23 protein-coding genes are annotated in these 23,567 nt (G+C 65.1%); 15 read left to right on the forward strand and 8 right to left on the reverse strand.

All coding sequences use genetic code 11. From position 1 onward, the window contains the following. Window positions 1–155 precede the first annotated feature (155 nt). The 3 genes from lon to AC1TXO_RS09600 all read left to right on the forward strand — a co-directional run bounded on the left by lon (window position 156) and on the right by AC1TXO_RS09600 (window position 5,032). Complete coding sequence (lon, locus tag AC1TXO_RS09590) at window positions 156–2,552, forward strand: endopeptidase La (protein WP_486406081.1); 2,397 nt, start codon at window positions 156–158, stop codon at window positions 2,550–2,552. A 151-nt stretch (window positions 2,553–2,703) separates the two neighbouring features. Then, window positions 2,704–2,976 (forward strand): nucleoid-associated protein HU-beta, encoded by a 273-nt coding sequence (gene hupB / locus AC1TXO_RS09595; protein ID WP_054883552.1) that lies wholly within the window; start codon window positions 2,704–2,706, stop codon window positions 2,974–2,976. A gap of 184 nt (window positions 2,977–3,160) precedes the next feature. Further along, entirely contained in the window at window positions 3,161–5,032 is a 1,872-nt protein-coding gene (locus AC1TXO_RS09600; protein ID WP_486406082.1) for a SurA N-terminal domain-containing protein, read from the forward strand. Between the two features lie 133 nt (window positions 5,033–5,165). Here the strand turns inward: AC1TXO_RS09600 and AC1TXO_RS09605 are convergent, their stop codons facing one another. Further along, a complete protein-coding gene (locus AC1TXO_RS09605) occupies window positions 5,166–6,206 on the reverse strand; it encodes a patatin-like phospholipase family protein (protein WP_486406083.1) in 1,041 nt (346 codons plus the stop codon). Between the two features lie 156 nt (window positions 6,207–6,362). On the opposite strand from AC1TXO_RS09605, the gene AC1TXO_RS09610 reads away from it, so the two are divergent. From AC1TXO_RS09610 to AC1TXO_RS09620, 3 genes are all read left to right on the forward strand, one after another. Next, the gene (locus AC1TXO_RS09610) at window positions 6,363–6,641 is read left to right on the forward strand and encodes a hypothetical protein (protein WP_054892384.1); all 279 of its coding nucleotides are present in this window, start codon (window positions 6,363–6,365) and stop codon (window positions 6,639–6,641) included. A 14-nt stretch (window positions 6,642–6,655) separates the two neighbouring features. Beyond that, entirely contained in the window at window positions 6,656–7,423 is a 768-nt protein-coding gene (locus tag AC1TXO_RS09615) for a CHAD domain-containing protein (protein ID WP_486406084.1), read from the forward strand. A 94-nt stretch (window positions 7,424–7,517) separates the two neighbouring features. Further along, on the forward strand, window positions 7,518–8,315 hold the full coding sequence (locus AC1TXO_RS09620) for an acyl-CoA thioesterase (protein WP_486406085.1): 798 nt from the start codon (window positions 7,518–7,520) through the stop codon (window positions 8,313–8,315). A 5-nt stretch (window positions 8,316–8,320) separates the two neighbouring features. Here AC1TXO_RS09620 and AC1TXO_RS09625 read toward each other — a convergent pair whose 3' ends face one another. The 3 genes from AC1TXO_RS09625 to AC1TXO_RS09635 all read right to left on the reverse strand — a co-directional run bounded on the left by AC1TXO_RS09625 (window position 8,321) and on the right by AC1TXO_RS09635 (window position 11,128). Further along, window positions 8,321–8,689: an Mpo1-like protein gene (locus tag AC1TXO_RS09625; RefSeq protein ID WP_486406086.1), complete on the reverse strand. Its 369-nt coding sequence runs from the start codon at window positions 8,687–8,689 to the stop codon at window positions 8,321–8,323. A 75-nt stretch (window positions 8,690–8,764) separates the two neighbouring features. Beyond that, window positions 8,765–10,243: a methyl-accepting chemotaxis protein gene (locus AC1TXO_RS09630; protein WP_486406087.1), complete on the reverse strand. Its 1,479-nt coding sequence runs from the start codon at window positions 10,241–10,243 to the stop codon at window positions 8,765–8,767. Between the two features lie 87 nt (window positions 10,244–10,330). Continuing rightward, complete coding sequence (locus AC1TXO_RS09635) at window positions 10,331–11,128, reverse strand: TatD family hydrolase (protein ID WP_486406088.1); 798 nt, start codon at window positions 11,126–11,128, stop codon at window positions 10,331–10,333. A gap of 155 nt (window positions 11,129–11,283) precedes the next feature. Between AC1TXO_RS09635 and AC1TXO_RS09640 the strand changes: the two genes are divergently transcribed. The 4 genes from AC1TXO_RS09640 (at window position 11,284) to greB (ending at window position 14,310) form a co-directional block, all read left to right on the forward strand. Beyond that, a complete protein-coding gene (locus tag AC1TXO_RS09640; protein WP_486406089.1) occupies window positions 11,284–12,690 on the forward strand; it encodes an MltF family protein in 1,407 nt (468 codons plus the stop codon). Window positions 12,691–12,798: 108 nt separating this feature from the next. Next, entirely contained in the window at window positions 12,799–13,233 is a 435-nt protein-coding gene (locus tag AC1TXO_RS09645) for a DoxX family protein (RefSeq protein WP_486406090.1), read from the forward strand. Between the two features lie 212 nt (window positions 13,234–13,445). Then, window positions 13,446–13,754: a hypothetical protein gene (locus tag AC1TXO_RS09650; RefSeq protein WP_486406091.1), complete on the forward strand. Its 309-nt coding sequence runs from the start codon at window positions 13,446–13,448 to the stop codon at window positions 13,752–13,754. A 79-nt stretch (window positions 13,755–13,833) separates the two neighbouring features. Next, the gene (gene greB, locus AC1TXO_RS09655; RefSeq protein WP_486406092.1) at window positions 13,834–14,310 is read left to right on the forward strand and encodes a transcription elongation factor GreB; all 477 of its coding nucleotides are present in this window, start codon (window positions 13,834–13,836) and stop codon (window positions 14,308–14,310) included. Here greB and pdxR read toward each other — a convergent pair. Further along, window positions 14,282–15,742 carry a MocR-like pyridoxine biosynthesis transcription factor PdxR gene (gene pdxR, locus AC1TXO_RS09660; RefSeq protein WP_486406093.1) on the reverse strand — a complete coding sequence of 487 codons (1,461 nt, stop codon included), beginning with the start codon at window positions 15,740–15,742 and terminating at the stop codon, window positions 14,282–14,284. The genes greB and pdxR overlap by 29 nt on opposite strands. 199 nt (window positions 15,743–15,941) lie before the next feature. Here pdxR and AC1TXO_RS09665 point away from each other — a divergent pair, with 199 nt between their 5' ends. After that, on the forward strand, window positions 15,942–17,147 hold the full coding sequence (locus tag AC1TXO_RS09665) for an MFS transporter (protein ID WP_486406094.1): 1,206 nt from the start codon (window positions 15,942–15,944) through the stop codon (window positions 17,145–17,147). Here AC1TXO_RS09665 and AC1TXO_RS09670 read toward each other — a convergent pair. Further along, window positions 17,110–19,617, reverse strand: coding sequence for an ABC transporter permease (locus AC1TXO_RS09670; RefSeq protein WP_486406095.1), 2,508 nt, complete (start codon window positions 19,615–19,617; stop codon window positions 17,110–17,112). The genes AC1TXO_RS09665 and AC1TXO_RS09670 overlap by 38 nt on opposite strands. Then, window positions 19,617–20,300, reverse strand: coding sequence for an ABC transporter ATP-binding protein (locus AC1TXO_RS09675; RefSeq protein ID WP_486406096.1), 684 nt, complete (start codon window positions 20,298–20,300; stop codon window positions 19,617–19,619). The genes AC1TXO_RS09670 and AC1TXO_RS09675 overlap by 1 nt, the downstream gene beginning before the upstream one ends. 10 nt (window positions 20,301–20,310) lie before the next feature. Between AC1TXO_RS09675 and AC1TXO_RS09680 the strand changes: the two genes are divergently transcribed. The 3 genes from AC1TXO_RS09680 to AC1TXO_RS09690 all read left to right on the forward strand — a co-directional run bounded on the left by AC1TXO_RS09680 (window position 20,311) and on the right by AC1TXO_RS09690 (window position 22,345). Continuing rightward, window positions 20,311–20,916, forward strand: coding sequence for an arylesterase (locus AC1TXO_RS09680; RefSeq protein WP_486406097.1), 606 nt, complete (start codon window positions 20,311–20,313; stop codon window positions 20,914–20,916). A 58-nt stretch (window positions 20,917–20,974) separates the two neighbouring features. Further along, a complete protein-coding gene (locus AC1TXO_RS09685) occupies window positions 20,975–21,256 on the forward strand; it encodes a hypothetical protein (RefSeq protein WP_054895440.1) in 282 nt (93 codons plus the stop codon). A 111-nt stretch (window positions 21,257–21,367) separates the two neighbouring features. Beyond that, the gene (locus tag AC1TXO_RS09690) at window positions 21,368–22,345 is read left to right on the forward strand and encodes a L,D-transpeptidase family protein (protein ID WP_486406098.1); all 978 of its coding nucleotides are present in this window, start codon (window positions 21,368–21,370) and stop codon (window positions 22,343–22,345) included. Window positions 22,346–22,490: 145 nt separating this feature from the next. Here AC1TXO_RS09690 and oprI read toward each other — a convergent pair whose 3' ends face one another. After that, window positions 22,491–22,742: an outer membrane lipoprotei OprI gene (gene oprI, locus AC1TXO_RS09695; protein ID WP_003259780.1), complete on the reverse strand. Its 252-nt coding sequence runs from the start codon at window positions 22,740–22,742 to the stop codon at window positions 22,491–22,493. Window positions 22,743–23,243: 501 nt separating this feature from the next. Between oprI and AC1TXO_RS09700 the strand changes: the two genes are divergently transcribed. After that, window positions 23,244–23,525 (forward strand): GNAT family N-acetyltransferase, encoded by a 282-nt coding sequence (locus AC1TXO_RS09700; protein WP_486406099.1) that lies wholly within the window; start codon window positions 23,244–23,246, stop codon window positions 23,523–23,525. The last annotated feature ends 42 nt before the right edge of the window (window positions 23,526–23,567 follow it).

A 23,567-nucleotide genomic window follows, 5' to 3' on the forward strand; every position in this document is an offset into this window, starting at 1 on the left:
GTCGGGTGCGTGCAGCGTTGAACAGGAAGGGGCCCGCGGGCCCCTTTCTGCTTTTCTGGCCTCAGCGCTTGTAATTTTGCAGACCTGCCCCCACATTAGCCCCAAGCACTATTTCCACCGGTTTCCGGCCACAGGGCCGCTGTAGAGGCGAAATCATGAAGACCACCCTCGACTTGCCTCTTTTGCCATTGCGCGATGTCGTCGTCTATCCGCACATGGTCATCCCACTGTTCGTGGGGCGCGAGAAGTCCATCGAAGCGCTCGAAGCTGCGATGACGGGCGAAAAGCAGATTCTCCTGCTCGCCCAGAAAAACCCCGCCGACGATGATCCGGGCGAAGACGCCCTGTACCGTGTCGGTACCGTTGCCACCGTCCTGCAACTGCTCAAGCTGCCCGATGGCACCGTCAAGGTGCTGGTCGAGGGCGAGCAGCGCGGTGCGGTCGAGCGTTTCAGCGACGTCGATGGCCACGTCCGTGCCGAAGTCAGCCTGATCGACGAAGTCGATGCCGCCGAGCGCGAGTCCGAAGTGTTCGTGCGCAGCCTGCTCTCGCAATTCGAGCAGTACGTGCAGTTGGGCAAGAAGGTGCCTGCCGAGGTCCTGTCGTCGCTCAACAGCATCGAGGAGCCGGGTCGTCTGGTCGACACCATGGCCGCGCACATGGCGCTGAAGATCGAGCAGAAGCAGGAAATCCTCGAGATCATCGAGCTGTCGGCACGTGTCGAGCACGTGCTGGCGCTGCTGGACGCCGAAATCGACCTGCTGCAGGTCGAGAAGCGTATCCGTGGTCGGGTCAAGAAGCAGATGGAGCGCAGCCAGCGCGAGTACTACCTGAATGAGCAGATGAAGGCCATTCAGAAAGAACTGGGCGACGGCGACGAAGGGCACAACGAAGTCGAGGAGCTGAAAAAGCGCATCGATGCCGCCGGCCTGCCGAAGGATGCGTTGACCAAGGCCCAGGCCGAGCTGAACAAGCTCAAGCAGATGTCGCCGATGTCGGCCGAGGCCACCGTGGTCCGCTCCTACCTCGACTGGCTCGTGCAGGTGCCCTGGAAAGCCCAGAGCAAGGTGCGCCTGGATCTGGCCAAGGCCGAGGAAATCCTCGATTCGGACCACTACGGCCTGGAAGAGGTGAAAGAGCGCATCCTCGAATACCTCGCCGTGCAGAAGCGCGTGAAGAAGATTCGCGGCCCGGTGCTGTGCCTGGTCGGTCCACCCGGCGTGGGCAAGACCTCGCTGGCCGAGTCGATCGCCGCGGCCACCAACCGCAAGTTCGTGCGCATGGCCCTCGGTGGCGTGCGTGACGAGGCCGAGATCCGCGGCCACCGGCGCACCTACATCGGTTCGATGCCGGGTCGCCTGATCCAGAAGATGACCAAGGTCGGCGTGCGCAACCCACTGTTCCTGCTCGACGAGATCGACAAGATGGGCAGCGACATGCGTGGCGATCCGGCTTCGGCGCTGCTCGAGGTGCTCGACCCCGAACAGAACCACAACTTCAACGATCACTACCTGGAAGTCGACTACGACCTCTCGGACGTGATGTTCCTGTGCACCTCGAACTCGATGAACATCCCGCCGGCGCTGCTCGACCGGATGGAAATCATCCGCCTGCCGGGCTACACCGAGGACGAGAAGGTCAACATCGCGGTCAAGTACCTGGTGCCCAAGCAGGTCAAGGCCAACGGCCTGAAGAAAGACGAGCTGGAAGTCGATGTCACGGCGATCCGCGACATCATCCGCTACTACACCCGCGAAGCCGGTGTGCGTGGCCTGGAGCGCCAGATCGCCAAGGTCTGCCGCAAGGTGGTCAAGGAGCACGCTGGCCAGAAACAGGTGAAGGTCAAGGTCACCGGCGAGCAGCTCGAGCACCTGCTGGGCGTGCGCAAGTTCCGCTACGGCCTGGCCGAGACCCAGGACCAGATCGGCCAGGTTACCGGCCTTGCCTGGACCCAGGTGGGCGGCGAGCTGCTGACCATCGAGGCGGTGGTCATTCCGGGCAAGGGCCAGTTGATCAAGACCGGGTCGCTCGGCGACGTCATGGTCGAGTCGATCACCGCCGCGCAAACCGTGGTGCGCAGCCGCGCGCGCAGCCTGGGGATCGCCGCCGACTTCCACGAGAAGCACGACGTGCACATCCACATGCCCGAGGGCGCCACGCCCAAGGATGGCCCGAGCGCCGGTATCGGCATGTGCACCGCGCTGGTCTCGGCCCTGACGCAGATTCCGGTACGCGCCGACGTGGCGATGACCGGCGAGATCACCCTGCGCGGGCAGGTGCTGGCCATCGGCGGGCTGAAGGAAAAACTGCTGGCAGCGCACCGTGGCGGGATCAAGACGGTGATCATTCCCGAGGAAAATGTGCGTGACCTCAAGGAGATTCCTGAAAATATAAAACAGGATCTGCAGATCAAACCGGTTAAATGGATTGACGAGGTCCTGCAAATTGCGCTGCAATACGCCCCGGAGCCCTTGCCAGATGTGGCTCCGGAGATTGTCGCGAAAGAAGAGAAGCGCGACGGCGATGCTAAGGAAAGAATTAGCACGCACTAGTTCGTATCTCATTGGGGGCCGTTGGTTGACAGATTTTTCGGGGCCTTGCTATAAAGCGGCACGCCAGTGTCAACAGGCCTCCCAATGATCGTTTCATAAGCTTCATTACATACTTAGAAACAAACTCAATAGAGATATAAGGGGACTTAGAGTGAACAAGTCGGAACTGATTGACGCTATCGCTGTATCGGCTGACATTTCCAAGGCTGCCGCCGGCAAGGCTCTGGACGCTGTGATCGACTCCGTGACCGGCGCCCTGAAAGCAGGCGACGACGTCGTTCTGGTTGGCTTCGGTACCTTCTCCGTCAAGGAGCGTGCAGAGCGCACCGGCCGTAACCCGCAAACCGGCAAGGCGATCAAGATCGCTGCTGCCAAGGTTCCAGGCTTCAAAGCTGGCAAAGGCCTGAAAGACGCCGTCAACTAAGTCGTCTCTTTCAGCCGGACCCGGCCTGGCCAGGTCCGAGCACGTAGCGGCGGGGGCCGCAAACGTTCCCGCCTGCCACGTTTGCTAAGAAAAGGCGCATCCTCGGATGCGCCTTTCTTTTATCAGGATTCTACCCACTCTCCGCGGTTGTCGATGCAGTGGTACGACCGTTTCTGGGGGACGCATGCTGCAGAATATCAGGGACAATTCACAGGGTTGGATTGCCAAGACCATCATTGGCCTCATCGTCGTGCTGATGGCACTGACCGGGTTCGAGGCCATCTTCCAGGCCGCCACCCATAGCCAGGATGCCGCCAAGGTCAACGGCCAGACCATCAGCCAGAACGAGCTGAGCCAGGCCGTCGACATGCAGCGCCGCCAGCTGATGCAACAGCTGGGCAAGGATTTCGATCCGGCAATGCTGGACGAGAAGATGCTGCGTGAAGCCGCGCTCAAGGGGCTGATCGATCGCAAGCTGCTGTTGCAGGGCGCCGAAGACGCCAAGTTCGCATTCTCCGAGGCCGCGCTGGATCAGCTGATCCTGCAGACTCCGGAATTCCAGGTCGACGGCAAGTTCAGCGCCGAGCGCTTCGATGCCGTCATTCGCCAGATGGGCTACGGCCGCATGCAATTCCGCGAGATGCTCGCCCAGGAAATGCTCATTGGCCAACTGCGCACGGGCCTGGCCGGCAGCAGCTTCGTCACCGACAAACAGGTCGACGCTTTCGCCCGTCTGGAAAACCAGACCCGTGACTTCGCTTCGCTGACCTTCAAGGCCAACCCGGCGGCAGTCAAGGTGAGCGACGAAGAGATCAAGGCCCACTACGACCAGCACGCCAAGGAATTCATGACCCCCGACCAGGTGGTCATCGATTACATCGAGCTGAAGAAAGCGTCGTTCTTCGACCAGGTGTCGGTCAACGAAGACGAGCTCAAGGCCCTGTACGAGAAGGAAATCGCCAACCTCGCCGAACAGCGTCGTGCCGCGCACATCCTGATCGAAGTCAACGGCAAGACCGACGATGCGCAGGCCAAGGCCCGCATCGAGGAAATCCAGCAGCGCCTGGCCAAGGGTGAAGACTTCGCCAAGCTGGCCAAGGAGTTCTCCCAGGATCCGGGTTCGGCTGCCAGTGGCGGCGACCTGGGCTTCGCAGGGCCCGGCGTCTACGACCCGGCCTTCGAGGATGCCCTGTACAAGCTGAACAAGGACCAGGTCTCGGCACCGGTGCGTACCGAGTACGGCTATCACCTGATCAAGCTGCTGGGCGTCGAGGCCCCTGAGGTACCGACCTTCGCCAGCCTGAAGGACAAGCTGACCCACGAGCTGAAAACCCAGCAGGTGGAGCAGAAGTTCGTCGAAGTCACCAAGCAGCTGGAAGACTCCGCCTTCGAAGCCTCCGACCTGGCGCAGCCTGCCCAGGAACTGGGCCTGAAGGTGCAGACCTCGGCACCGTTCGGTCGCGAAGGTGGCGAAGGCATCACCGCCAACCGTTCGGTGATCCAGGCCGCGTTCAGCGAGGAAGTCATGGACGAAGGGGCCAACAGCACCGCACTGGAGCTGGACCCCGAGACCGTGGTGGTACTGCGCGTCAAGGAGCACCGCAAGCCTGAGCAACTGGCGCTCGAGACCGTCTCGAAGAACATCAGCGAGCACCTGGCCAAGGAGAAGGCGACTGCCGAACTCAAGGTCAAGGCTGACAAGCTGATCGCTGGCCTGCGCGACGGTTCGGTCGCCAAGGGTGCCGATCAAGAAGGGCAGAAGTGGAAGGTGCAGGAAGCGGTGACCCGCAGCCAGGAAGGCATCGACCCGGCTGAACTGCAGGCGGCGTTCCGCATGACCAAGCCCGAGTCCAAGGACAAGCCGGTGTACTCCAGCGTGGTCCTGGGCGACGGTAGCCTGGTGGTGCTGCAGCTCAAGGGCGTCAACGAAGGCGCTGCCGCCTCCGACGAAGAGAAGGTGCAGATTCGCCGCTACCTCGCTTCGCGTGCCGGCCAGCAGGACTTCGCGGCCTTGCGCAAGCAACTGGAAGCCAGCGCTGACATCACTCGCTACTGAGTGCTGTGATCGTGACGAAACAGGCCGCTCATGCGGCCTGTTTCGTTTCCGACATATCTCCAGGTCTTTTTCGCCAGCCAACTCCCAGCGGGAGCAGGCTTGCCCGCGAAGAAGTCACCACCGATGCCCCTGCCTAACGCCGCTCTCCTTCATGGCTGTCCAGCGTGTCGCGGGCAATCTCCCGCCCTAGCGCGATCAGCTCCGGTGCCTTGTAGAACTCGAAGAACCGGCACACCCGCTTGGGAACGTTGATCAGCACATCCGGCGGATACCCGGCGATCTTGTACTGCGCCAGCGAAGTCTGCATCACCTCGAAGCTCTGGTTGATCAGGTCGAGCAATGACGCCGGCCCGACGTTGTCGACGATGAACGAGCCGGTCGCCGACTTCGGCGCACCCTCGCGCTCCGGCGCCGCAGCGGGCTGCTGGCTCTCGGGGTCGGCCGGTTCGGCCAGCCAGGGGTTGCTCTGGCTCATGCGTTCGGCAACGATTTCCTGCTCGATACGCATCAGCTGCTCGGCCGGCTTGCGACGAAACGGCATGCGCGAACCCAGTGAACTGATCACCGACTCGAAGCGCATCCTGAACGCCGCCGGGCGTTCGATCACCGGTAGCTGGTACTGCTTCTGGTTGGTGGCGTTGAGGTTGACCGCGATGATCATGTCGCAGTGGCTCGACACCACAGGAACGATCGGCAAGGGGTTGAGGATGCCGCCATCGACCAGCATGCGGTTGCCCTGCATCACCGGGGTGAACAGGCTGGGGATGGCTGCCGAGGCGCGCATGGCCTGGTGCAGGCAGCCTTCCTGGAACCAGATCTCCTGCTGGTTGGTGAGGTCGGTCGCAACGGCGGTGTAGGGGATGCGCAACTGCTCGATGTTGATTTCGCCGACGATCTTGCGGATCTGCCCGAACACCTTGTCGCCGCGGATGGCCCCCAGGCGGAAGCTCACATCCACCAGGCGCAGCACGTCGAGGTAGTCCAGGCTTTCGATCCAGCGCCGGTATTCGTCCAGCTTGCCGGCCGCATAGATGCCACCGATCACCGCGCCCATCGAGCAGCCGGCGATGCAGGCGATCTCATAGCCGCGCCGCTCGATTTCCTCGATCACGCCAATGTGCGCATACCCCCGGGCACCGCCCGAACCCAGCACCAGTGCGACACGCTTGCTCATACTTTTCCCCCAGGGTATTTCGCGCTTGCTGCAACAATGCACCCATCGAGGCCTGTGCTTCAATGTCGGAGCGCGCTGGGCTACCCTGAGGATGGCACTTTTCCCGTTGCCGCTCGTCGAATCAGCGACTGTTTTCCCTTCTTGAGGTAATACCCGATGAAAGCCTGGATCTGCCTTCCCCTGATTGCCCTGGCCCTGGCGGGCTGCGCAGGCAAGACGGCCTACCGCGACAGCTGCGCGACCCAGCTGGATGCCGCATGGAAGGAACTCGACCTCGCCAAGGCTGAAGGATTCGCCGGCACCGTGAGCTATTCCAAGGCGCTGTCGTTGCTGACCGGCGCCAAGACCCAGCAGCAGTTCGAAGCGTTCGAAGGTTGCAGCAGCAAGGCCGAGCGCGCGCGTTTCTATATCCGTGAATCGCGCGCCGGTCGTTGACCAAGGAGGGTGAAATGTCCGCGATGCTCGATCATGTAATAGCCCAGGTGCTCGGCCTGCAGGTGCGTCTGCTGGCCTGTCGGGAGCGGCTCGCTGCCGACACCGACAGCGAAGCCCTGCATGACCTGCGCACCAGCCTGCGACGCCTGCGCAGCCTGTTGCGGCCCCTGCGCGATCTACCCGGTGTCGGGCAACTGGAGGAGGCGGCGAAGTCGCTCGGTACTCTGACCACCCCCTTGCGTGACCGCGAGGTGCTGGCCGCGCAACTGATCCAGGCCGGTTACGAAGAAGCCGGCCAGCGCCGGCTGCAGGGCAGGGCGGCGACTTTCGCCGGCGTCGCCGTAAGCGCGCAGCTGACACGTGTGCTGGCGATTCTCGATTCCTTCCCATTGTTCCTGCGCGCCTCCCACCGTGAAGGCCTGGCCCACGACCTCGATGCGCGTATCGACAAGCGCCTGCACAAGCAGTGGCGCAAGCTGGAAGCGGCCATCGACGACCCGGCCCACGATCGTCATCGCCTGCGCTTGCTGATCAAGCGCGTGCGTTACGGTGATGAGGCCTATCCGCAGCTCGGCCATGCCTGCAAGAAGCTGCAGCGCCTGCTGAAGAAGGCCCAGGGCGACCTGGGCGACTGGCACGACCGCCTGCAGTGGCTGCTGCAGGTGCCGTCGCAAGCCGACCTGGCGCCGTGCAAGCACGCCTGGGAAGCCGAGCTGCAGCGAGCCGAAGGCCAGGCCGACATCACCCTGGAAGCGCTGCGCAAGGCCCTGTCGCGCCGATAACCCCTGCAAATGACCGATATGCGGGCTGCCCTGGTGCAGCCCGCTGGTTACCATGCGCCTTGTCCCCCGTTGCAGACAGAGGCCAAGGATTCCCATGACTTTCAACCAACTGCTCGAGGCCGTGCGCAGCAACCCTGCATCGGTCTGTATTCCGCCTGGCTGGGCCCAGGGCCGCGCCTCGTTTGGTGGCCTGATGGCGGCGCTGGTGTACGAGACGATGCGTCAGAAGATCAGTGACGGGCGCCCGGTGCGCTCGCTGGCGATCAGCTTTGTCGGCCCGGCGGCGCCGGATGTGCCGATCCGCTTCGAAGTCGAGGTGCTGCGCGAGGGCAAGGCGGTGAGCACCTTGCTGGGGCGGGCGATACAGGATGGGCAGGTGGTGACGCTGGTGCAGGGTAGCTTTGGCGCCGGGCGTTCATCGGTGGTGCAGGTGCAGGCCAAGCCTGCGCCCGAGCTGAAGGCCCTGGACGATTCAGAACCGGAGTTGCCGCACATCCCCGGCGTCACGCCTGAATTCATGCGCCATGTGGCCTTGCGCTGGGCTGTCGGTGGCCTGCCCTTCAGTGGCAACCAGTCACGGCTGATGGGTGGCTGGGTGCGTCTGCGCGATGTGCCGGAACAACCGCTGGACGTCACGCATCTGCTGGCGTTGGTCGATGCCTGGCCGCCGAGCCTGATGCCTTTCCTCAGGCAGCCGGCGGCAGGCAGTACGCTGACCTGGACCATCGAGTTCGTTCAGCCGATGGCCGACCTGACCACGCTGGATTGGTGCCAGTACTGTGTCGAAACCGAGCACGCCCGCGATGGGTACGGGCACGCAGCGGCGGGGTTGTGGTCGGCCAAGGGGGACTTGCTGGCGCTGAGCCGCCAGACCGTGACGGTATTTGCCTGAGGCCGTCAGGGCCGGTGCTTGTGGCGCTCGCGCCAAGCCCGCCACCAGCCACCGCTCAGAACGAAACGCGGGAAGGTGATGAACTGTTCGGTCAGTAGGCGTTTCACTGCGTCCTGCCGGTCGCTGAACGGTTCAGGCTGCTCGGCTTCCAGTCGATGCCCCTGACGCTGCAGGCCAAGCCCGGCGATCAGGGCGATCACGCCCACGGCCAGTTGGGTGATATCCAGCGAGAACAGGCCCGAGAGCACCAGCAGGGCGCCGAGGATGAACAGCGGTACGGCGATCAGGTGCAGCACCAGGTTGGCCGGGTGCCGGTGATTGTGGTGATAGCCGCGCCATTGCCAGGCGGGCAGGTTCGGCAGACGTTTGCTCATGGACGATTCCTCTCGGTCATGTGCAAAGCTTAGTGCGGCCCCCGGGCGGGGGCCAATCGAGGCTGTCAATGGCGACTATAGCTTGAGCTGGCCGATGGCCTTGTTCAGCTCGCCGGCCAGGGTCGCCAGCTCGTTGCTGGTGGTGGCCGACCCCACGGTCTGCTGAACGGTTTGCTCGGTGACGTCGCGGATACTCACCACTGCGCGGTTCATCTCTTCGGCGACCTGGCTCTGCTGCTCGGCGGCCACGGCGATCTGTGTGTTGCTTTCGCGCATCTGCGCCACCGCGCTGGTGATCTCGGCCAGTGCATCCCCGGCTTCGCGAGCCTGCCTGACACAGTCGTCGGCCTTGTACGAGCTCTCCTGCATGTATTCCACGGCGTCACGGGTGCCGTCCTGCAGCGCGGAAACCATGGTGGTGATCTCGTTGGTGGAGTTCTGCACGCGCTTGGCCAGGTTGCGCACCTCGTCGGCGACCACGGCGAAACCGCGACCCAGGTCGCCGGCGCGGGCGGCTTCGATGGCGGCATTGAGGGCGAGCAGGTTGGTCTGCTCGGCGATGCTGTGAATCACCCCGACCACGCCGTTGATCTTCTGGCTGTCGTCGGCCAGCTGGCGGATCATCTCGGCGGTCTGCTGCACGCCGGTGGACAGCCCGGCAATCGAGTCCTGCACCCGGCTGACCACCTCCTGGCCGCTGCCGGCAAGGCTGTCGGCGCTCTGCGACAGGTCGCGGGTGGCGCCGGCGTGCTGGGCGATGTGATGCACTGTGGCAGACATCTCGTTGATCGCCGTGGCGGCCTGGTCGGTCTCGCTCTGCTGGCCGATCATGCCGTGGCGCACTTCGTCCATGCTTGCCGCCAGGCGCGCGGCCCCCGAGTCGAGCTGGGCAGCGGTGTGGGCCACGGTGCTGACCACCCGGTGGTAGGTGGTCTGCATGGCGTTGAACGCACCGGCCATTTGCCCGACCTCGTCGCCGCAGGCCAGTGGCACGCGGGCCGACAGGTCGCCAGTCCGCTCCACGTGCAGCATCACATCCTTGAGGGTGTTGAGTTGGCTGAGCAGGAAGCGGATCAACAGCTGCGAGGCGCCGAGCATCGCCAGCATCAGGATCAGCACGCACACCGCATAGTTGCTGAAGCGCTCGATGAACACCTGGCGCAGGCTCGGTGCCTGGGCCAGCACGGCAATGTGCTGGTTGCCGTGGCGCAGCACCTGGGCGCCGCGCAGCGGGTCGCTGCCCAGCAGCCAGGCCGCCGGCAGGGTTATCCAGCCCTGGCCCTCGCGCAGGGCGTCGAGCGGCTCACCGGCAAAGCTCGGGGTCTGGCCATCCTGCCAGGTGATCATGTGTGGCAGGCGAGGGACGGCTTGCGTGGCGGGCCATTGCGCCAGCAGTTCGGCCTGGGCCACGGCCTGCGCCTGGGCCGCTTCGACACGGGCCTGCTGTTCGAGGTAGACGGCGTAGAGCACCAGCAACAAGGTGGTGACGAAGGCCACCGCATTGACGGCCCAGAACTTGTACTTCAGGGAAATATTGCTAAGCCAGGCACCCATGGTAGGTCTTCTCTGAGTTGAGCGGAAACATTATTGGCAAGGTGCCATCATTGTGTCCGCTCACGCGCTAAGCCTTCATGACATGGGTCAAGGGAGCTTGAAGAAATCCCTGGCCGTGGCCGTCGTGTGCCGGGCGCATTCTTCGAGGCTTTCGCCCCGGTGCAGGGCGACTTCGCGCAGCACTTCAAGCAGGAACGCCGGTTCGTTGCGTCCGCTCTTCGGTTTTGGCCGCAGGCTGCGCGGTAGCAAGTAGGGCGCATCGCTTTCGAGCATCAGTCGGCCCTTGGGGATATTGCCTACCAGCGGGTGCAAGTGCGTCCCACGTCGCTCGTCGCAGATCCAGCCGGTGATGCCGATGTGCAGGTCGAGGTCGAGATAGGCGAACAGCGCCTGGCGCTCGCCGGTGAAGCAGTGCACCACGGCGGCCGGCAGTTGGTCGCGGTAGTCCTTGAGGATCGCCAGTAGTCGATCGCTGGCGTCACGTTCGTGCAGGAACACCGGCAATTGCAGTGCCACGGCCAGGGCCAGTTGGGCCTCGAGGGCCTTTTCCTGGTCTGGGCGCGGGGAGAAGTCGCGGTTGAAGTCCAGCCCGCACTCGCCCACGGCGAGCACTCGGGGCTGGGTCAGCAGGTCGCGCAGGGCAGCCTCGTTGGCCGATTGCCAACTGCTGGCATCGTGCGGGTGCACGCCGGCGGTGCTGAACAGGTGCTGGCCACCTTCATCCAGGCGCTGGCACAACGCAAGGGCGTCCTCGCTGACGCCAAGGCTGGTGCCGGTCAGCACCATCTGCACCACGCCAGCGTCCAGCGCGCGTTCGACGATTGCCGCCTGCTGGTCGTGGAAGCTGCTGTTGGTCAGGTTGACGCCGATATCGATCAGTTGCATGGTGCTACCTCGTGCCGCGGGGCGGCCAGCATAGCAAAAACCGCAAGTTCGCGAAAAATCCAAGAACTTCAAACGTTTGCCATGGTCTCTTGCCGTCATTTGTCACACGCCACCTCCGGTGTGTGGTTACCGTCAACCGCTTCCGGACCCTTTTCATGCTGCGAACCCTGCTGACGACCCTGCTGGTGCTCGGGCTGATCGCCGCAACCCCCGCCATCGCCCGCGAAGCCGGCCCCTTGCAGCACGTACCTGCGAGCCAGACCCGCGATCTGCCGCAGATCCGCGCCAGCAAGGTGTTGCGGGTGCTGGTCAACCAGAGCCGCAACAGCTCCGGCGAGGTCAAGGGTGAGCCGGTCGGCGTCGAGTACTACCGCTTGCGGGCGCTGGAGCACTTTCTCAACGCCAGGGTTGCCGATGGCCAGGAGATCGACCTGCAGATCGTGCCGCGTGCCAAGGAGCAACTGATCGGTGCGCTGCAGCGCGGCGAGGGCGATCTTGCCGCCCCCGGTGAATTGCTCGATGCCGGGCTGGTGCAGGGCGTCGGGGTCAGTGCCCCGGTGCTCGACCAGGTGCCGCTGCTGCTGGTCGGGCGCAAGGGGGAGCGGGCGTTCAATCGGGTCGAGCAACTGTCCGGACGCACCATCGCGCTGACCACGGCCAGTGCGGCAGGTGCGGTGATCGAGCAGATCAACCAGCAACTGGCGCTGCGCAAGCGCCCGCTGGTGAAGATCGAATGGGTCGATCCGACCCTGGCGATAGAGGATGTGCTGGAGATGGTCCAGGCCGGTATCTATCACCTGACCGTGGTGGAGCGCCCCATCGCCCAGCGCTGGGCGCGGGTGATGCCCAAGTTGCGCCTGGACACCCAGTTGCGCCTGGCCCAGCCGCAGGCGATGCGCTGGTACGTGCGCAAGGATGCCGGGCAGCTGCTGGCCAGCGTCGACCGCTTTCTGGCCGGCTACCGGGCACCGGACAACCAGGACGCCGCCTTCGAGCGCATCTATCGACGCCAGTACCGCGTGCACAACCCGCTGGCCCGCCAGGATCGCCAGCGCCTGGAGTCGGTGCGTGCCGTGCTGCAGAAGCATGCAGCCGACCAGCAGATCGACTGGCTGAACCTCGCTGCGCTGGCGTTCAAGGAGTCGACCCTCGACCCCAAGGCCCGTGGCACCGGCGGCGCCCACGGGCTGATGCAGATCACCCCGTCGGCCGCGCAACGGGTGGGGGTGAGCAACACGGCCACGGTCGATGGCAATGTCCAGGCCAGCGCGCGCTACCTGGCGCTGATCCGTCGCAAGTTCTTCGCCAGCCCGCAGCTCAACGAGCGTGAACGCATGGCCTTCATCCTCGCCGCCTACAACCTGGGCCCGGAGCGGGTCCAGGCCATGCGTGCCGAGGCGCGCCGGCGCGGCTTGAACGGCAACCAGTGGTTCTTCCAGACCGAGCGCATCGCCATGGAGCAGGTGGGCATGGGGCCAGTGAACTTCGTCAACAGCGTCAACAAGTACTTCCTGGCGTTCAATCGCGAGCGCACGACGCTCGAGCGGGTGGCAAAACGATAATCGATCGAATTTGTTGATTTGTTTGGCGGGATTTTTGCGATTTTCTTATCTGATGGATTGATTAAGATGGCGCCCATCCCAACCCAACACTTCAAGGAAGTTCGCCACATGAATCCCTCCCTCATCGCCCTGTTCGCCACCCGCGCCGGTTTCGGCCTGAGCATCATCCGGATCCTGGTCGGCCTGATCTTCATGGCCCATGGCTCGCAGAAACTGTTCGGCCTGTTCGGCGGCTATGGCCTGGAAGGCACTGGCCAGTGGATGGAAAGCATCGGCCTGGCACCGGGCTACCTGATGGCCCTGCTCTCGGGCAGCGCCGAATTCTTCGGCGGCCTGGCCCTGGTGCTCGGTCTGCTGGCCCGTCCTGCGGCGCTGGCACTGAGCGTGACCCTGGTGGTGGCGATCTTCTCGGTGCACATCGGCAACGGCCTGTTCATGTCCAACAACGGCTACGAGTTCGCCCTGGCGCTGCTGGCCGGCACCCTGGCGGTGCTGGTCGAAGGGGCAGGGCGGCTGTCGCTGGATCGCCTGATCGCCCGCTGACATCTGACTGCAACCGCGCTGCGGCAAGCTGCAAGTGAATGCCACTTGCAGCTTGCCGTTCGACGCTCTACGATACCGCTTGCGCCGATTTAAACAGCTACTTGCGGGGCGCAGGAGAGGCCCCCGGGCAATCCGAAATACCGCTAAAGCGCTGGTTCGGTGACGCCTCCCACCGCTGCCCAGCGGGACTTGCGAGGCGCAGAGATACCACCATGAGTTGCCCACGTACCAGTGTCTGCCTGACCCCACTGCCTGCCGACCAGGCCTCCCGTACCCCGCGCATCCTGCTCGGTGGCCAGCATCAACCCACGCTCCTGCGCCATCTCGACGGTTTCTCCCGCCGCAAGGGCCAGGCCCGCGCCTTCCTCATCCAGTTCACCGAAGCGGCCTGCAACCTTGCCCAGTACGCCAACGATCGCTTCGATCTGGCGGTGATCCAGGCTCCGACCGGCGAGGACGCCGGCGAAATCATCGGCCAGTTGACCCGCATCGCCCGCCAGGGCCTGATCACTCGTCGCTGAGCGGGGTGTTTTTGGTTAAGCTCGGTGACCCGGCAGGCCCAAGGTGCCTGCTGCGGCTGCACCGAGGAGAGCGAGCGGTTTGAGTACCAACATCATCACCAGCGAAGGTCATGAGGCCCTGAAGAAGGAGCTCGACCACCTGTGGCGCGTCTATCGCCCCGAGATCACTCAGAAGGTGACCTGGGCCGCGTCGCTGGGGGATCGCAGCGAGAATGCCGACTACCAGTACAACAAGAAGCTGCTGCGCGAGATCGACCGCCGTGTCCGCTACCTGCGCAAGCGTCTCGAAGACGTGAAGGTGGTCGCCTATTCACCGGAGCAGGAAGGCAAGGTGTTCTTCGGCGCCTGGGTCGAGATCGAGAACGATGACGGCGAGACGCTGACGTTTCGCATCGTCGGCTACGACGAGATCTACGGTCGCAACGACTACATTTCCATCGACTCGCCCATGGCCCGTGCGCTGCTGAAGAAACAGGAGGGCGACGAGGTGCTGGTGCACACGCCGACCGGCGAAGCGACCTGGTACATCAATCGCATTCACTACGGCGCCCAGTAACCGCTGCCTGGTACAGCCGCGCCAGTTTGTCACCCGCCACTGCGATCTGCGCCTCGGTCAACGAGGCGTAACCCACCAGCACCGCCGGCGGCCAGGCATGTTCGCGGCTGAACAGCCCAAGCGGCTGCAGCATCAGGCCGTGTTCACGAGCCTGCTGACAGAAAAGCCCTTCGTCGCAGCCCGCCGGCAACCAGAGCATGAAGTGCAGCCCTGACTGTTCGCCGCTGATCCTCGCCTCGGTGACGCGGCGCAGCCGCTCGATCAGCAGGTCGCGGCGCTGCTGGTAGGTCTGGCGGGCAATGCGCAGGTGTCGCGCATACTGGCCGTTGTCGAGCATCTGCTGCAGTGCCCGCTGGCCGAGGGCGCCGGGCGCCTGGCCGGAGAGCGTCAAGGTGTCGAGCATGGCGCTGCGCAGCCGCCGCGGGACCACGGCGAAACCCAGGCGCAGGTTGCTGAACAGTGTCTTGTTGAAACTGCCGCAGAACAGCACGCGGTCATGGCGATCGATCGACTTGATCGCCGGCAGCGGCGCGCTCGCATAGTTGTACTCGCTGTCGTAGTCGTCCTCGATGATCAGCGCGTCCTGGGCCTGGGCCCAGTCGAGCAGGGCCTGGCGGCGTTCGACGCCCATGCAGATGCCCAGCGGGGCCTGGTGGGCGGGGGTCACATGCACGGCGCCGGGCGCCTGGCAGTCGCCAAGGCGGTCCACCCGCAAACCCTGGGCGTCGAGTGGCGTGCTGTACAGCCTGTGGCCCGAGCGTTCGAAGATGCGCCTGGCCCAGGCGTAGCCCGGGTCTTCCAGGGCCACTGCGAGGTGCCTGGGCAGTACCCGGCTGAACAGGTCGAGGGTGTGGCGAATGCCGTGGGTCACGAGGATATCGTCGGCGTCGCAATCGATGCCGCGGTAGAGCCTCAGGTGAGCGGCGATGGCCTGGCGCAGACGCAGGTCGCCCTGGGCGGGAAGGCTTTCGAGCAGGTCCGGGCCTTCCAGGCGCATTGGGAAGAGGCCTTGCCCCAGCAGAGCGGGGTCTGCAACGCGGGCGACGAAGGGCACGTGCGCCTGAACCTGTGCCTCCACCGACTGCGGGTCGGCCAGGGGGCCAGGCGCAGGTGCTGGCACGGGGGCGGTGCTGGCGGCGATCAGCGTGTCGGGCAACTGCCGGGCGACCTGCGAGCCTGCGCCCTGGCGTCGCTCGATGAAACCCTCCAGCTTGAGCTGTTCGAACACCGCCTCCAGCGTCCCGCGCGCCACGCCCCAGCGCTGGGCCAGGGTGCGGGTCGAAGGCAGCAGGCTGCCGGGCGCCAGGTGGCCGCCGAGCATCAGGTCCTGGAGAAAACCATGCAGCAGGCGGTGCTTGCCGATGGCGCTGCCGGCGGACAGTTCGAACGGCAGGGCGAGGTCGAGGGCAATGGCTTGTTTGCCTCTGGCCATAGTGGTCCATACCCGGGAAGGCCTAATGGGCCTTCATCTTATGCAGCGCCGTCCCTAACCTCAATCGCATGACGCAGGGCCTCTGCGTCGTGTCTTCAGGCTTTGTTGACCTTCATTCAAAGGAACATCGAATCATGTGCGTTGCGGTGGGGCAGGGTTCGCCTGTCCGAGGGCTTTTCATTTTTTTGCGGGTGCTGCCATGACCCGGCGCGGATTGTCTGCGGCCTTGCTGGCCGCCGTAGTGGTGCCACAGGTCGGGCTTGGCATCATGGTGCCGGCCTCGGCGCAACTGGCCGAGCAGTTGCAGGTCGGTCTGGACCAGGTGCAGAACACCCTGGTGATGTACATGCTCGGCTATGCGCTGTCGATGATGCTGGCCGGGCTCTTGTGCGATCGCTTCGGCCCGCGGACGGTGCAACTGGGCGGTCTGTTGCTGGCGGCGTTCGGCACCGGGCTTGCAGCCAGCGCGACCTCGTTCGCCCCCTTCATGATCGGCCGCCTGCTGCAGGCATTGGGCGGCTGTGTCGGCACGGTGACGACGCGCCTGGTGGTGCGCGAAGTGTTTGCCGAGCGCGAGCGAATGGGCATCCTCACCACCCTGGCCTCGGCCATTGCCGTCACCCCATGCCTGGCGCCGTTGCTGGGCGGGGCACTGCTGCCGCAGCTGGGCTGGCGCGGGATACTGGGGCTGGTGGGGTTGTTCAACCTGCTCGTGCTGCTGCTGTTCTGGCGTCTGGTACCCAGCCTGCCGGGCACAGGGCAGGGCGTTACCCCAGGCCTGGTGTTGCGGGTGTACGGGCGCAATCTGGGCAACGCTGCCTTCGTCTTTCATGCCGCCTGCATCAGCCTGGTATGGATGAGCTACTTCGGCTTTTTGTCTTCATCGTCCCATGCCTTCCAGGTGCTGCTGGGTTTCAGCCCATTCGAATACGGCGCACTGATCGCAACCTGTGCGCTGGGTTATGTCACCGGCAGTTTCCTCGCCCGACGCCTGAGCCGCAGGCATGACCTGGAACTGATCCTGGCGGTGGGCGCGGGTGTCGGTACTGCCGGCTGGCTGGGGCTGTGGCTGGCGCTGCACTTGGCAGGGCCGGTGGCGCAAGCGTTCGTGGTGCCGATGATGGCGATCCTGCTGAGCACCGGCATGGTCATTCCTGCGGCCCAGGCCGGGCTGTTGCGCTGTGTGCAGCAGGACATCGGGTTGTCTACCGGGCAGTTCTTCTTCGTGCAGATGATCAGTGGTGCAGCCTACGGCCTGTTCGCCAGTCACTGGGCGCATCTGGATGTGACGGCACTGGGCGCGCTGGTGGGAGCGCCGATGGTGCTGCTCACCGTGCTGGTCGGCACGGCGAGCTGGCGCCGTCGGGTCAGGTCTCGCGCAGCACGCTCAGTGGCGTCGCATTGAGTGCTCGACGGGTGCCGAACACACCGGCGCCGCCGACCAGGATCGCCCCCAGCAACGGCAGCGCCAGCAGCCAGGGGTGCGGCGCCCAGTGCAGGTCGAAGGCATAGCGGTACAACGCCCAGGTGATCAGCTCGCAGCCCAGCGCAGCCAGCAGCCCGCTGGCCGCGCCGAGCAGGCCGAACTCGATGCGCCGGGCCTTGACCAGCAGCGCCCGGCCGGCACCGAGGGCACGCAGTAACGCGCCCTGGCGGATGCGTTCGTCCAGGGTCGCCTGCAGGCCGGCGAACAACACTGCAAGACCCGCCGCGAGCACGAACAGCAGCACGTACTCCACCGCCAGGGTGACCTGGGCAAGGATGCTGCGCAGTTGCCCCAGCAGCGCATCGACCTGGAGGATGGTCACTGCCGGGAACGCTCTGGACAAGGCAACGACGTCGGTGTCATGCCCGGGTGCGAGGTAGAAGCTGGTCAGGTAGGTGGCCGGCAGGCCCTGCAAGGTGCCGGGCTGGAAGATCATGTAGAAGTTCGGCTGGAAGCTGTCCCAGTGCACGCTGCGCAGGCTGCTGACCCGCGCCTGGCGGTGCTCGCCGCCGATATCGAAGGTCAGCAGGTCGCCCAGCTTCAGCTTGAGGCTGGCGGCCAGTTCCGCTTCTACCGATACCGCCGGTGGCCCGTCGGCTGGCGGCGCAGACTGCCACCACTGGCCTTCGCTCAAGGCATTGCCCTGGGGCAGTTCGGCGGCCCAGGTCAGGCTCAGGTCGCGCTGTACGGCGCGATCGCCGGTAGACTCCTTGCTCACCAGTTGTTGCACCGGCTGGTCGTTGATGTGGGTGAGGCGACCGGGAATCACCGGGTACAACGGTGCCGAGGTGGCATTGACCTCCCGCAGGCGCTGGGCAAAAGGTTCGCGCTCGTCTGGCAGGATGTTCAGGGCGAAGTGGTTGGGCGCATCCTTGGGCAGCTGTGCCTGCCAGTTGTCCAGCAGTTCGGCGCGCAGCAACGCGACCAGCGCCATGGCCAGCAGGATCAGGCCGAAGGCCAGGGCCTGGCCGGCAGCGGCCAGCGGGTGGCGCAGCAGTTGGCCCAGCCCCAGGCGCCACGGCAGCGGTGAGCCCACCAGCAGGCGGCGCAGGCTGCGCAGGCCGAGCAGCAGCAGGCCTCCGAGCAGCAGTGCGGCGATCAGGCCGCCGCCCAGCAGGGCGAAGGTCAGCAGCAGGTCGAGGCTCAGCCGCCACATGATCAGGCCCAGGGCGAACAGCGCGGCGCCGTAGACCAGCCAACTGCTCGGCGGCACCGGCAGCAGGTCGCGGCGCAGCACGCGCAGGGGCGGCACGCGGCCCAGCGCTGCCAGCGGCGGCAGGGCGAATCCGGCCAGCGCCACCAGCCCGGTGCCGATCCCGGCCAGCGCCGGGGCGATCCCGCCAGGTGGCACGGTGCTCGGCAGCAGCCCTTCGAGCAGGGCGAACAGCCCCAGTTGCGCGAGCCAGCCAAGCAGGGCGCCGGCCAGTGCCGCCACCAGCCCCAGCATCGCCAGTTGCAGCGAGTACAGGCCCAGCGCCTGGTGGCGCGACAAACCCAGGCAGCGCAGCAGGGCGCTGGCGTCCAGGCGACGGGCGGCATAGCGGCTGGCCGACAGCGCCACGGCCACCCCAGCCAGCAATACCGCAACCAGGCTGGCCATGTTCAGGTAGCGTTCGGCGCGCCCCAGTGCGCCGCCGATCTGGCGGTTGCCGTCGCGGGTGTCGAGCAGCCGCTGATTGGCGGCAAGGTCCTTCTCCACTGCCTGGCGGTACTGGGCCAGGGCATCGGGCTCGCCCCGCCAGAGGTCGCGGTAGGTGACCCGGCTGCCTGGCTGGATCACCCCGGTGGCGTCCAGGTCGGCGATGTTCATCAGCACCCGCGGGGTGAGGCTGTAGAAGTTGCCGGCGCGGTCCGGTTCGTAGGTCAGTACGCGAGTCATGCGCAGCGTCTTCATGCCGACGTCGATGCTGTCGCCCAGCGCGAGCCCCAACGCCGCCAGCAGGCGCGGCTCGACCCAGGCTTGGCCGGGTGCAGGGCCGCCGCCGGGCGTTTCAGTGCCGTAAGGGGTTTCGGCGCTGCGCAGTTGCCCGCGCAGTGGGTAGGCCGGGTCGACGGCCTTGATGCTCGAGAGCTGGATACCGGCGTCGGCGGCCACCACGCTGGTGAACTCCACCGCGCGGGCGTGGGTCAGGCCGCGCGAGGTGCCCGCGTCGATCTGCGCCGGCTGCGCCGCGGACGAGCCCTGCAGCACCAGGTCGGCGGCGAGGAATTCACTGGCCCGCAGTTGCATGGCGCCGTTGAGGCGGGCGCCGAAGTAACCGATGGCGGTGCTGGCGGCGACCGCCACCAGCAGGGCAAAGAACAGTACCCGCACTTCGCTGGCGCGGGCATCGCGCAGCAGTTGGCGCAGGGCCAGGGCACACAGGCGCGTGAACGGCAGGCGGGTCATCATGGCTCCAGGGGCGCCACCAGGCGTCCGGCGTCCAGGCGGATCAGGCGACGGCAGCGCTTGGCCAGCCGCTCGTCATGGGTCACCAGCACCAGGGTGGTGCCGCGTTCCTTGTTCAATTCGAACAACAAGTCGCTGATGCGCTCGCCGGTGTGGCTGTCGAGGTTGCCGGTGGGTTCGTCGGCGAACAGCACGGCCGGGTGCGCGGCGAAGGCGCGGGCAATCGCCACCCGTTGTTGTTCGCCCCCGGAGAGCTGGCGTGGGGTATGGCTCAGGCGCTGGCCCAGGCCCACGCGCTCCAGCAAGTTGCGCGCCTGTTCGCGGGCGTCACGGCGACCGTCGAGCTCCAGCGGCAGCATGACGTTTTCCAGGGCGTTGAGGCTGTCGAGCAGCTGGAACGACTGGAACACGAAGCCGACGTGCTCGGCCCGCACCCGGGCGCGCTGGTCTTCGTCCAGCGGGCCGAGGTCGTGGCCGGCGAGCACCACGCTGCCGGCGCTGGGGCGGTCGAGGCCGGCGAGCAGGCCGAGCAGGGTCGACTTGCCGGAGCCGGAGGCGCCGACGATGGCCAGGCTGTCGCCCTGGTCGAGATCGAGGGAGAGCGGGTGGAGGATGGTGAGGTCGCCTTCCGCGCTGGGGACCACTTTGCTAAGGTTCTGCGCAACGAGAATGCTGGGGCCCATGGAGAATCCGATGCGAATGTGGTGGTTGAGTGCCGGTCTGGCCCTGTGTTGCCTGGCCCAGGGCGCGGCGGCGGGAACATTGCTGGTCGTTGGCGATAGTATCAGCGCCGGTTTTGGCCTGGATACCCGCCAGGGTTGGGTGACACTGCTGCAGCAGCGCCTGAAGGACGAGGGTTTCGCCGACCAGGTGGTCAATGCCTCGATCAGCGGCGATACCAGTGCAGGCGGCCAGGCGCGGCTGCCGGCGCTGCTTGCAGCGCACAAGCCCGACCTGGTGGTACTGGAACTCGGTGGCAACGACGGGCTGCGCGGGCAGCCTCCGCAGCAATTGCAACAAAATCTTGCGTCGATGATCGACCGCTCCCGCGAGGCCGGGGCCAAGGTGGTGTTGCTGGGCATGCGCCTGCCACCGAACTACGGGGTGCGCTACACCACAGCGTTCGCCCAGGTCTACGAGCAGCTGGCGCACGAGAAGCAGGTGGCGCTGGTGCCGTTCTTTCTCGAGGGCATCGGCGGGGTGACGGAAATGATGCAGGCCGATGGCATCCATCCGGCCCAGGGTGCCCAGCAACGCTTGCTCGACAATGCCTGGCCGACCATAAAACCCTTGCTCTGACGCTTTTATCGGGGGCCGCTTTCGGCTAATGTTGCGCCCCCCGTTTCGAGTGCCCCCGATGCCGCGCCCCGCCTGGTCCCTGTACGCCTATCAACTGATCGAGCCCGATGAACAGCTCGACCTGTTCGCCTGCCAGGAAGTCCGTGTCCATCTTGCCGCGCGCCAGCTCGAACTGGGCGCGCCGGTCGACCGCACGCTGTGCGGCGGCCTGCTGCCGGCGCAGCCGCGCTGGTCGTCGGTCGAGCGTGCAGTATACCGCGACGAGCGCCTGTGCCCGCTGTGCCGGGCCATCCTCGATGCCCAGCGTCGCGGTACCCGCCCGGTGTGGCCGGAACTCTGAACTCACCTTTCATCATTTGAAACGCTTGCAACGCCTGCCGGTGCCTCCCGTTGGTAGACGGGCGGGTGTACAATCGTATGTCTTGAACCCCTCTTTCGAAGGATTTACCGGATGTTGCCGCGCTTTCCCGCCGTCACCCGTTGCCTGTCCCTGGCCGCCCTGCTGCTGACCGGTCCCGCCGTCGCGCTGGAACTGCCATTGCCACCGCCCGGCGAAGACGTCGTCGGCCAGGTCCGGACGATCAAGGCCAAGTACGAAGACACCTTCGCCGACATCGGCACCGCCAACGACCTGGGCTACCTGGAGATGATCGCCGCCAACCCGGGCGTCGACCCCTGGCTGCCGGGCGCCGGTACCGAGATCATCCTGCCCACGCGCTACATCCTGCCGCCGGGGCCGCGCGAGGGCATCGTCATCAACCTCGCCGAGTACCGCCTTTACTACTACCCGAAAGGCGAGAGCGTGGTATACACCTTCCCGCTGGGCATCGGCCGTGAAGGCTGGGGCTCGCCGATCGCCAACACCAAGGTCACCGCCAAGACCCCGAACCCGACCTGGACCCCGCCGGCCTCGATCCGCGCCGAACATGCCGCCGACGGCGACATCCTGCCCACCGTGGTGCCGGCAGGCCCGGACAACCCGCTGGGGCCGTTCAAGTTCACGCTCGGCCTGCCGGGCTACCTGATCCACGGCTCGAACAAGAAGTTCGGTATCGGCATGCGCACCAGCCATGGCTGCTTCCGCATGCTCAACAACAACGTGGTGGCACTGTCGAAGATGGTTCCGGTCGGCACGCCGGTGCGCATCATCAACGAGCCGTACAAGTTTGGCGTGAGCGGTGGCAAGGTCTATCTCGAAGCGCACACCCCGCTGGACGACCACGGCAACCCGTCGGTGGTCGACAAGCACACTGCGGTCATCAATGCGCTGCTCAAGCGTGAAGACCTGGCCAACAACCTGCGCATGAACTGGGACATGGTGCGTGACGTGGTGGCAGCCGAAGATGGCATGCCGGTCGAGATCGCCGTGCCGGTCAATGGCCAGGGCGCTGCGCCGATGGTCTCGAGCATTCCGCCCGAACTGCAGTAAACCGCTGTCCGTGCAAGTGCCAAGGCCTGCCATCGTGCAGGCCTTTTGCTTTTGGCCATCAGCTCAAACGCGGGGCAGGGCGTTTGCGGGCAATAAAAAAGCCGACCCACAAGTGGGTCGGCTCGATAACAATCCGTGAGGATTATTATTTGCGGCTGGCTTTGTCCAGCATACGCAGAGCGCGCTCGTTGGCTTCGTCAGCGGTCTGCTGAGCCTTCTGAGCGGCTGCCAGAGCGTCGTCAGCCTTACGGTAGGCTTCGTCAGCACGGGCTTGAGCGCGAGCTGCTGCGTCTTCAGTCGCAGTCAGACGAGCTTCGGTTTCTTTGGATACGCTGCTGCAACCGGTAGCCAGAACTGCGGCCAGAGCCAGAGCAGAGAATTTCAGAACGTTGTTCATCGTGTTCCCCTTCAAGGACTTTCTATTAAATAGCCATCTCTCGGAAAAGAGAAACTGGCCGGCGTACATAGTACCCATTACTTGTAGTAAGTAAACTGACAGAGCGCAAGAACTGCAAAAAAAATGTTGCCACGGCCCGCGTGTGGCGGGGTTTGTAAAGAAACTGTGAACGCCCGGGTGGCTGGACGCAAGCGGTTGTGGAAAGGGAACTTTTTGTTGAACTAAGGGTGACTTTCAGGGTCTTCGGGCGTCTTAACCACTAGAACATCCGGCGGGCTGTTTGGTGTCGGCCGACACCTGCTGCCCACGCCGCTTTCATGGTTTTTCGCCATGTGCACCTTGAGCAATCCCGCATCGCGCGCCTACTATTTGGGTGTCCCGGGCGTCGAACGATTGCAGATGGGCCAAGGTCCAAGGGGCATGAGTGGCGTTCGAGGATCCTGCGCCGGATAAACCATCGGTCAAGGCAAAGGTCTGCCAGAAGACCTGCGAGGAGTAGTGATGAGTGAAGCGCTGACCATCCACCATGACCAGGCCGGTCATCAGTTCGAGACCAACGTGGACGGTCATCGTGCCTACCTGACGTACATGGACCTGGGCAAGCAGACGCTGGACATCTATCGCACCTTCGTCCCCAATGCCCTGCGTGGCCGCGGTATCGCCGCCGCCCTGACCGAGAAGGCCCTGGAGTACGCCGAGCAGATGGGCTACACGGTGATTGCGTCGTGCTCCTACGTCGAGCGCTACATGGAGCGCCAGCAGCGCCACTCGACCAAGGCCTGATCCGCCTTCCTGCAAACGAAAACGCCGGGCATCTGCCCGGCG

It is taken from the genome of Pseudomonas sp. FA117, from assembly GCF_057370475.1.

Coding starts and splice junctions, on each gene's coding strand:
- lon (WP_486406081.1), top strand. CDS start 156: ATGAAGACCACCCTCGACTTGCCTCTTTTGCCATTGCGCGATGTCGTC.
- AC1TXO_RS09600 (WP_486406082.1), top strand. CDS start 3,161: ATGCTGCAGAATATCAGGGACAATTCACAGGGTTGGATTGCCAAGACC.
- AC1TXO_RS09605 (WP_486406083.1), bottom strand. CDS start 6,206: ATGAGCAAGCGTGTCGCACTGGTGCTGGGTTCGGGCGGTGCCCGGGGG.
- AC1TXO_RS09610 (WP_054892384.1), top strand. CDS start 6,363: ATGAAAGCCTGGATCTGCCTTCCCCTGATTGCCCTGGCCCTGGCGGGC.
- AC1TXO_RS09615 (WP_486406084.1), top strand. CDS start 6,656: ATGTCCGCGATGCTCGATCATGTAATAGCCCAGGTGCTCGGCCTGCAG.
- AC1TXO_RS09620 (WP_486406085.1), top strand. CDS start 7,518: ATGACTTTCAACCAACTGCTCGAGGCCGTGCGCAGCAACCCTGCATCG.
- AC1TXO_RS09625 (WP_486406086.1), bottom strand. CDS start 8,689: ATGAGCAAACGTCTGCCGAACCTGCCCGCCTGGCAATGGCGCGGCTAT.
- AC1TXO_RS09630 (WP_486406087.1), bottom strand. CDS start 10,243: ATGGGTGCCTGGCTTAGCAATATTTCCCTGAAGTACAAGTTCTGGGCC.
- AC1TXO_RS09635 (WP_486406088.1), bottom strand. CDS start 11,128: ATGCAACTGATCGATATCGGCGTCAACCTGACCAACAGCAGCTTCCAC.
- AC1TXO_RS09640 (WP_486406089.1), top strand. CDS start 11,284: ATGCTGCGAACCCTGCTGACGACCCTGCTGGTGCTCGGGCTGATCGCC.
- AC1TXO_RS09645 (WP_486406090.1), top strand. CDS start 12,799: ATGAATCCCTCCCTCATCGCCCTGTTCGCCACCCGCGCCGGTTTCGGC.
- AC1TXO_RS09650 (WP_486406091.1), top strand. CDS start 13,446: ATGAGTTGCCCACGTACCAGTGTCTGCCTGACCCCACTGCCTGCCGAC.
- pdxR (WP_486406093.1), bottom strand. CDS start 15,742: ATGGCCAGAGGCAAACAAGCCATTGCCCTCGACCTCGCCCTGCCGTTC.
- AC1TXO_RS09665 (WP_486406094.1), top strand. CDS start 15,942: ATGACCCGGCGCGGATTGTCTGCGGCCTTGCTGGCCGCCGTAGTGGTG.
- AC1TXO_RS09670 (WP_486406095.1), bottom strand. CDS start 19,617: ATGACCCGCCTGCCGTTCACGCGCCTGTGTGCCCTGGCCCTGCGCCAA.
- AC1TXO_RS09675 (WP_486406096.1), bottom strand. CDS start 20,300: ATGGGCCCCAGCATTCTCGTTGCGCAGAACCTTAGCAAAGTGGTCCCC.
- AC1TXO_RS09680 (WP_486406097.1), top strand. CDS start 20,311: ATGCGAATGTGGTGGTTGAGTGCCGGTCTGGCCCTGTGTTGCCTGGCC.
- AC1TXO_RS09685 (WP_054895440.1), top strand. CDS start 20,975: ATGCCGCGCCCCGCCTGGTCCCTGTACGCCTATCAACTGATCGAGCCC.
- AC1TXO_RS09690 (WP_486406098.1), top strand. CDS start 21,368: ATGTTGCCGCGCTTTCCCGCCGTCACCCGTTGCCTGTCCCTGGCCGCC.
- oprI (WP_003259780.1), bottom strand. CDS start 22,742: ATGAACAACGTTCTGAAATTCTCTGCTCTGGCTCTGGCCGCAGTTCTG.
- AC1TXO_RS09700 (WP_486406099.1), top strand. CDS start 23,244: ATGAGTGAAGCGCTGACCATCCACCATGACCAGGCCGGTCATCAGTTC.